The organism is Brevundimonas diminuta ATCC 11568 (assembly GCF_000204035.1).
GTDB lineage: Bacteria > Pseudomonadota > Alphaproteobacteria > Caulobacterales > Caulobacteraceae > Brevundimonas > Brevundimonas diminuta.
Genome location: NZ_GL883084.1, coordinates 481805 through 489622, shown reverse-complemented (window position 1 = coordinate 489622; position 7818 = coordinate 481805). Strand labels below are relative to the sequence as shown.

At 67.3% G+C, this 7818-nt stretch carries 9 protein-coding genes; 4 read left to right on the top strand and 5 right to left on the bottom strand.

What is annotated here, in order from left to right:
* Positions 1–219: 219 nt before the first annotated feature.
* The 3 genes from BDIM_RS02455 to BDIM_RS02445 all read right to left on the bottom strand — a co-directional run bounded on the left by BDIM_RS02455 (position 220) and on the right by BDIM_RS02445 (position 3143).
* A complete protein-coding gene (locus BDIM_RS02455) occupies positions 220–540 on the bottom strand; it encodes a hypothetical protein (RefSeq protein WP_003163982.1) in 321 nt (106 codons plus the stop codon).
* A gap of 161 nt (positions 541–701) precedes the next feature.
* A complete protein-coding gene (locus BDIM_RS02450; RefSeq protein ID WP_003163981.1) occupies positions 702–1754 on the bottom strand; it encodes a 1,9-bis(guanidino)-5-aza-nonane synthase in 1053 nt (350 codons plus the stop codon).
* Positions 1755–1880: 126 nt separating this feature from the next.
* Positions 1881–3143: a type III PLP-dependent enzyme gene (locus BDIM_RS02445; RefSeq protein ID WP_040344588.1), complete on the bottom strand. Its 1263-nt coding sequence runs from the start codon at positions 3141–3143 to the stop codon at positions 1881–1883.
* A 275-nt stretch (positions 3144–3418) separates the two neighbouring features.
* Between BDIM_RS02445 and phnC the strand changes: the two genes are divergently transcribed.
* From phnC to BDIM_RS02425, 4 genes are all read left to right on the top strand, one after another.
* Positions 3419–4213 carry a phosphonate ABC transporter ATP-binding protein gene (phnC, locus tag BDIM_RS02440; RefSeq protein ID WP_003163979.1) on the top strand — a complete coding sequence of 265 codons (795 nt, stop codon included), beginning with the start codon at positions 3419–3421 and terminating at the stop codon, positions 4211–4213.
* The gene (phnD, locus tag BDIM_RS02435; protein ID WP_003163978.1) at positions 4210–5217 is read left to right on the top strand and encodes a phosphate/phosphite/phosphonate ABC transporter substrate-binding protein; all 1008 of its coding nucleotides are present in this window, start codon (positions 4210–4212) and stop codon (positions 5215–5217) included. The genes phnC and phnD overlap by 4 nt, the downstream gene beginning before the upstream one ends.
* A 65-nt stretch (positions 5218–5282) precedes the next feature.
* Positions 5283–6026, top strand: a complete 744-nt coding sequence (gene phnE / locus BDIM_RS02430; protein ID WP_003163977.1) for a phosphonate ABC transporter, permease protein PhnE — start codon at positions 5283–5285, stop codon at positions 6024–6026.
* Positions 6027–6130: 104 nt separating this feature from the next.
* Positions 6131–7207, top strand: coding sequence for a substrate-binding domain-containing protein (locus BDIM_RS02425; protein WP_003163976.1), 1077 nt, complete (start codon positions 6131–6133; stop codon positions 7205–7207).
* A gap of 57 nt (positions 7208–7264) precedes the next feature.
* Here the strand turns inward: BDIM_RS02425 and BDIM_RS02420 are convergent, their stop codons facing one another.
* Together BDIM_RS02420 and BDIM_RS18665 are read right to left on the bottom strand one after the other, a co-directional pair.
* Positions 7265–7714, bottom strand: coding sequence for an iron-sulfur cluster assembly scaffold protein (locus tag BDIM_RS02420; protein ID WP_003163975.1), 450 nt, complete (start codon positions 7712–7714; stop codon positions 7265–7267).
* Positions 7711–7812, bottom strand: a complete 102-nt coding sequence (locus BDIM_RS18665) for a DUF1641 domain-containing protein (protein WP_428829095.1) — start codon at positions 7810–7812, stop codon at positions 7711–7713. The genes BDIM_RS02420 and BDIM_RS18665 overlap by 4 nt, the downstream gene beginning before the upstream one ends.
* Positions 7813–7818 lie beyond the last annotated feature (6 nt).

The following is a 7818-nucleotide window of genomic DNA, read 5'->3' as shown; positions in this document are numbered from 1 at the left end:
GCGGAGCCGCCGCAGGCGCGGCCTCCCTCGCCGGTTCGGCGGCGGGAACCGAGGGCGATTCGACTTCGGGCGCGGCCTGACTGCGGTCATCGCACGCCGCCAAGCCGACGCTCAGCGCCAAGACGACGGTTGCCACGCTACGCTTCATTCAGCCTACGTCCTTAATCCCTATGCGACTGTCTGCACCGTGGCCTATCCGTGCGGCGGCAGCAAGGCGGTTCAACCCGTAGGAGCGTCCACGTCGTCGCCGGGCTGGCCCGTCGACTTGCTGGCCTGTTCCGGGCCTCCCGCCGGACGCGAGCGGGTTTCGGTCATTTCGCGGCCCTGGCGAGCGATATCGGCGTTGATGGCGTCCTGGTCCGGATCGATCTCCGAGCCGGAAGCCGAGCCTCCCCGCAGCGAGCCGGCGCGGGTGTCGGAACCGGAATCGCTGCCTTGCAGGGCCTTCTTCAGGGCGTCCTCGACGTGGCCCAGATCGGGTTTCTCGCCCATGGCGGCGGCTTCGCGGGCGTCTTCGTTCTCGGCGGCGGGATCGGTCATGGAAGGTCTCCTTGCTCGTGCAAGACAAGCGGACCGGTCGCGCGGAGGTTCCCGCATTCACGCGAGGCGATGTTGCGCGTGCAAAGAAAAAGGGCCGGCGGAGCGATCCGCCGGCCCTCGTCTTTGTCGCGGGATCGAGAAGGCGCCGCCTTCCGCGGGTCTTACTTGCCGAACAGCTTGTTCCAGCGGCGCGGCTGGCGCTTCTTCCACGTTTCGCGGTGATAGGCGTCCGAACCGATCAGCGGCACGACGGTCGTGGCTTCGGCGAAGACCATCTGTTCGTAGGTGGTCTGGACCTTGCCCCACGAGGCGGCTTCCTGCAGCGTCGAGGACGAGCAGGCGCCGTCGCGCACGTCGGCGACCGTGATCTGGACCGCATACTTGTGCATGTCGGCCTCGACGCCGAGGATCTCGGCGCAGACGACGGTGTCCTGGGCGAAGTTCTTCGGCACGCCGCCGCCGACCATGAACAGGCCGGTGACGCCCGCCGCGATCTTGATGTCGGTCAGTTCGCGGAAGTCGGCGATCGCGTCCAGCATCATGTAGGGCTTGCCCTCGGCCATGCGCTCCTTCTGGTGCTTGACCAGGCCGAAACCGGCCGAGGAGTCGACGAAGGCCGGGCAGAAGATCGGCGCGCCTTCTTCATAGGCGGTCTGGATCAGCGAGCCGGGCTTCTTGGCGTTGCCTTCCGACAGCCACTTGCCCATTTCCCAGATGAACTCGCGCGAGGAATAGCCGCGCGGCTCCAGGCGGCTGGCGATCTCATAGATGGCGTGGTCGCAGGCCTGCAGTTCTTCTTCGTCGATGTAGGTGTCGTAGATGCGGTCGATGTAGTGCGAGCGCAGGACGTTGTCGTCCACTTGGCCGGCGGCCTGATAGTGCTTGAAGCCCAGGGCTTCGAAGAAGTCCATGTCGACGATCGAGGCGCCGGTGGCGACCACGGCGTCGACCATGCCGAACTTCACCATGTCGCGGTAGACGTCCATGCAGCCGCCGGCCGAGGTCGAACCAGCCAGGATCAGCCACGGCGAGCAGGCCTGGTCTTCCAGGGCCATGTTGAAGATGTCGGCCGCGCGGGCGGTGTCGCGCGAGGAGAACGACATCTTGCGCATGGAATCGATGATCGGGCGCGCGTCGAAGCTGGTGATGTCGATGTGCTCGACGGTCGTGGCCAGGAGCTCCGCCTTGGCGTTGGAACGAACCGGTGCGTTCATCTCTCGGGTTTCCCTTTGGTTTGAGCGCCCGTCGTCAATAAGGAACAGCGGCCCGGACGGAGCGACGGGCCGCTGCTTGTACCAAAGCCTTGAGACATTTTTCAGTTCAAGGCGTGATGCGATGGATCAGCGCTTGCGCTTGCGCTGGCCCGCCTTGCCCTTGGGACGCGACAGGCGGACGACCTTGCGGGCGTTCTCCTCGGCCGTGGTGCGCACGGTCGGGATGGAGCGCGGCGCCAGGCCGTACATCGAGCCCATGGGGGCGTCCTCGACGGCGGCGATCTCGTGTTCGCCATAGCCGTTGAAGCCGGTCGACATGGCGACGCCATAGGCGCCCATCATGCCGATCTCGATGAAGTCGCCTTCCTGGACGTCGGCCGGCAGCCAGAACGGGCCCGGCATGTGGTCGATGCTGTCGCAGGTCGGACCATAGAAGCGATAGGGCTTCAGCTCCGACGACGACTCCCCGTCCCGGACCAGCTTGGTCGGGAAGGGCCAGCGCGAGTGGGTGGCGTCGAACAGCGAGCCGTACGACCCGTCGTTCAGATACAGGGCGTCGCCCTTGCGCAGGTCCACGCGGCACAGCACCGACGAGGCCTCGGCCACCAGCGCGCGGCCGGGTTCGCACCACAGCTCGGTCGTCTCCGACACCGGCATCTCGTTGAAGCCGCGATGGATGGCGTCGGCGTATTCGCTCAGGTCCGGCGGGACCATGCCCGGATAGACCGAAGGGAAGCCGCCGCCGACGTCGACGATGTCGACGAAGACGCCCGCCTTCTTGATGGCGCGGCCGACCTGGGTCATCGCCGCCTCATAGGCCGAGGGGCGCATGCACTGCGAACCGACGTGGAAGCTGACGCCCATCTGACCGTCCTTGACCGCGTGGCGCGTGGCCTGCAGCAGGGCGGGGGCCTGGTCCGGCGAGACGCCGAACTTGCCCGACAGGGAATAGGCGGCGCCGTCCGCCGACACGCCCATGCGGACGATCAGGTTCAGGTCGTCGGCGTGGCCGGTCGACTCGAGGATCTTGTCCAGCTCGTCATGGCTGTCGAGCACGAAGGTGCGCACGCCGTGGTCGGCGTAGGCGGCCTTGATCGCGCCGCGGCTCTTGACCGGGTGCATGAAGGCCAGGCGCGCATTCGGGCTGACCGAACGAACCAGTTCGATCTCGGCCAGGGAGGCGACGTCGAAGGCGTTGACGCCGTTCTCGACCAGAACCTCGATGATCCAGCGCGAAGGGTTCGCCTTCACCGCATAGAAGACGTCGGCTTTTAGATTATCCTGGAACCACTGCGCCGCTACGGCAACGGAGCGGGGACGCACGAGTGCGACCGGACGCTCCGGGGACCGCTGACGGACCAGGTCCAGGGGAAGCTGGTACGTGTGCAATTCACGTAACCCCCTGATGATTGTTAAACCCAGACCCGGCGTTAGCGGCGCAAGATAGGACCTACGGGGTCCGCCGGAACGCGCGATATGGGGGCATTGGCCTGTCATGTAAAGTGGAAATTTCATGGCGGGGTTGCATGGCCCGCGCGCCGCAGCGCTCGGCTGAATCGGCGCCGCACTGGACGAAATCGACGCAGACATGCCATTAAGACTTGCCCTTGCGCCCGTCTCGCGTCATGCGGCGCCCCCTTTGTCGCAACCTCATCCATGGGTTCATGAGTTCTTCAACAGCCGCCGTCGCGTCCGTTCGCGACGTCTCGAAGACCTACGGGGCCAGAAAGGCGCTCGACGGCGTGTCCGTCGAGGTCGGCGCCGGTGAAATGGTCGCCCTGATCGGTCCCTCTGGTTCGGGCAAGTCCACCCTGCTGCGTTCGATCACGGGTCTTCACCCCATCGATCCCGGCGGAACCATCACGGTCTTCGGCGAGGTCGTTCAGCAGAACGGCCGCGTCACGGGCGCCGTGCGCCGCGCGCGCAGCCGCCTGGGCATGATCTTCCAGCAGTTCAATCTGGTGGGGCGGCTGAGCCTCTTCTCCAACGTCATGCTGGGCGCCCTGGGGCGCCTGCCGTCGTGGCGCGGCCTGTTCGGCGTCTGGCCGGGCGCGGACAAGGACAAGGCCATGGCGGCCCTGCACCGCGTCGGCGTGTCCGACTACGCCGCCCAGCGCGCCAACACCCTGTCGGGCGGCCAGCAGCAGCGCGGCGCCATCGCCCGCGCCATCGTCCAGGGCGCCAAGGCCATCCTTGCCGACGAGCCGGTCGCCTCGCTCGATCCCGTGTCGGCCCGCAAGGTTATGGAGCTGCTGGTCGAGCTGAACAAGCGCGACGGCATGGGCGTGATCGTCACCCTGCACCAGGTCGACTACGCCATTCGCTACTGCAACCGCGTCATCGCGCTGCAGAAGGGCAAGGTGGTCTATGACGGTCCGTCCACGGGCCTGGACACCCAGCGCCTGATCGAAATCTACGGTCCCGAGTACGAGGACGCGTTCTGGGAAGCCAAGGCATGACCCGCATCGCCATCAATCGCCGCCTGCTGGGCGCCGCCGCCATCGCCGCCATGACCCTGGGCCTCGCCGCCTGCGGCAAGGGCGAAGAGACCAAGTCGGGCGCCGCCCCCAGCGAAATCACCTTCTCCATCCTGTCGGCGGAAGGCCAGGCCTCGGCCGGACCGCTGTGGCAGCCGCTGCTGGACGATATGTCCAAGGCGATCGGCGTGCCGGTGAAGCCCTATTTCGGCTCGAACTACACGGTTCTGGTCGAGGCCATGCGCGGCAACCACACCCAGGTCGGCTGGTTCTCGGCCAAGCCTGAGGTCGAGGCCATCGACCGCGCCAACGCCGAGGTCATCGCCCGCACCGTCAACCGCGAAGGGCTGGACTCCTATCAGTCGACCCTGATCGTCAAGAAGGGCTCGGGCATCACGCTGGACAAGGTGCTGGCCTGCGGCAAGCAGTACAATTTCGGCATCGGCGACGCCCAGTCGACTTCGGGCACGCTGGCGCCCATGACCTTCCTGTTCAACGCGCGCGGCGTCGTGCCGTCGCAGTGCTTCAAGACCGTGCGCTCGGCCAACCACCAGGCCAACGCCTTCGGCGTGGCCACCGGCGTGATTGACGTGGCGACCTCCAACAGCGTCAACCTGGTCTTCATGCGCCGCGAGAACGCCCAGCTGGCCGATCAGATCGAAGAGATCTGGACCTCGCCGCCGGTGCCCGAGAGCGGCATCGTCGTGCGTGAAGACCTGGACCCGGCCCTGAAGGAAAAGATCCGGGGCTTCTTCCTGACCTACGGCCAGGGCGAAGGCCCTGAGGCCGAGCGCCAGCGCAAGGTGCTGGCGGGTCTGGAGTATTCGCGCTTCGCCCCGGCCGATGATTCCTATCTCAACCCGATCCGCGAGATGATCGCCGACCAGAAGCGCGGCGAAGCCGAAGCCAAGGGCGACAAGGCCGGCGTCGCCGCCGCCGAAGCCGAGCTTCAGCGCCTGCGCAGCCTGCGTGAGGTCCAACCTTGACCGCAGCTCCGCTTCCGACGTCGCCGGTTCCGGCCGCGCCGCAAAAATCCGCCGTCTCCTGGGCGATGGACGTCCTGGTCTGGGGCGGCGTGATCGCCGTCCTGCTGTACAGCGTCGACGCGGTCGACCTGGGCAACATCTCGCGCCTGTTCTCGGGCAACGACAGCATGAAGATGTTCGTCCACGACCTGCTGCGGCCGGATTTCTCCGACTGGAAGATGTTCGTCGCCAAGATGTGGGAGACGATCCAGATCGCCCTGTGGGGCACCTTCCTGGCCGTGCTGTTCGGCATTCCGCTGGGTCTGGCCGCCGCCCGCAACATGGCCCCGGCCTGGGTCGTGACGCCGGTGCGCTGGCTGATGAACCTGCTGCGCTCGGTGCCGGACCTGGTGATCGGCCTGCTGTTCGTCACCGCCGTGGGCCTGGGCCCGCTGGCCGGCGTCCTGGCCATCACCCTGAACACGGCGGGCGTCCTGGCCAAGCTGTTCTCCGAAGCGGTCGAGTCGATCGACAAGGGGCCGGTCGAAGGCGTGCGCGCCACCGGCGCCTCAAAGCTGCACGAGATCGTCTGGGGCGTGATTCCCCAGGTGGCGCCGCTGTGGACCTCCTTCGCCCTCTACCGTTTCGAATCGAACAGCCGCTCGGCCACCGTGCTGGGCCTGATCGGGGCGGGCGGCATCGGCCAGGTGCTGTTCGACAGCATGAACGCCTTCAACTTCAAGGCCGTGTCTGCCATCGTCATCATCGTGGTCATCGCCGTGACCCTGATCGACACCCTGTCCCAGATCATGCGCAAGCGCCTGCTCTGACGACGTATCGGGCAGGTTTGCCCTGACTGTCACAAAGGTCTGGCCGGACCGTCACATTTTCCTGCTTTAAGCGTCGTGCACTGACGACTGGAGAAGGTCCGGCCATGATCCGCACACTGAAGTTCACGGCCTGCGCGGCCGCCCTGCTGGCCCTGGCGGCCTGCGGAAACAACGAGGGCGGCGGCGCCCCCGGCTCGCAGAAGGCTCGGACGGGCATCTGGGCCGCCGGTTCCTCGACCGTCTTCCCCTTCGCCACCCGCGTGGCTGAGACCTTCGCCCGCAACGGCGGCGGCGGCTCGGCCCCCCGCGTCGAATCCCTGGGCACCGGCGGCGGCATTCAGGCCTTCTGTTCGGGCGTCGGCCCTTCGACCCCGGACATCGCCAACGCCTCGCGTCCGATGAAGCAGAGCGAGTTCGACCGCTGCGTCGAGAACGGCGTCACCGACATCGTCGAGATCAAGATCGGCTACGACGGCATCGTCGTCGCCACCGCCCGCACAGGCCAGAGCTTCAACCTCGAGCTGAACGACCTCTACGAGGCACTGGCCAAGGAAACGCCGGGCGCCGACGGCCAGTTGGGCCCGAACGCCGCCAAGACCTGGAACGAGGTCAACAAGGCCCTGCCGGCCACCCGCATCCAGGTCTACGGCCCGCCGCCGACCTCAGGCACGCGCGACGCCTTCCTGGAGCTGGGCATGGCTCCGGGCGCCAAGCTGATCCCGGCCGTCGCCGCCATCGAGAAGCAGGACAAGACCCGCTTCGAGACCGTGGCTCACACCCTGCGTGAAGACGGCGCCTGGATCGACTCGGGCGAGAACGACAACGCCATCGTCCAGACCCTGAACCGCACGCCGGGCTCGCTGGGCGTGTTCGGCTTCTCCTTCCTCGAGCAGAACATGGACACGGTGAAGGCCGAGACCATCGACGGCGTGGCCCCCTCGGTCGCCACCATCGCCGACGGCTCCTATCCGCTGGCCCGCAGCCTCTACATCTACGTCAAGAAGGCCCACATCGGCGTGACGCCGGGCCTCGAACAGTTCGTTCAGGAGTTCATGTCTGACGGTTCGGCGGGGCGCGGCGGCTATCTGCAGGACCGCGGTCTGGTGCCGCTGGTCGCCGATGAACTGGCCGCCGAGCGCGCCAAGGCCTCGGCCATGACCTCGATGGCCCGCCCGAACTAAGCGGCGAGCAGACTCGAAGAAAGACAGGCCGCCCTTTCGTCGGGGCGGCCTGTTTTCTTATGCGCCGGCGTCCGGCCGGATCGCGCAGGCCTCGGCCAGTATGGCGAAGGGCAGCAGCACCGCCCCGTGCCGCGCCCGGAAGGATCGGGCGGCGTCGAATACCTCGGGCGTCTCCAGGCCTTCGACCGCCGCATCCTCGCCCTCAAGGCGGCGCTGCATGGCGTCATGCCATCCGGCGGCGGCGTGCAGCCTGAGGCCCTGGGCGCTGCGCACGACCAGAGCCGTCGCCGCCGCGCCCAGGGTGCAGGCGCGGACGCGCCAGCCGAAGGCCTTGATCCGCAGCGCCGTGTCGAGGGCGATATCCAGCGTCACCCGGCTGCCGCACAGGGGGCTGACCTGGGTCAGAGACAGGTCGGCCCCCTCCAGGCGGCGATCGTTGCGGACTGCCGCCGCCAGCGTCCTGATCCGATCGTGATAGAGGCTCGCGAGCGGATCGTCGGGGGTCATGCGGCGCCGTCGTCCTTCATCTGACGGCCCAGCACGCCCAGGAAGCGGATGGCGAAATGCAGGCCGCGGCGGACGTCTTCGTCACCCGCCGCCCGCACCAGGCC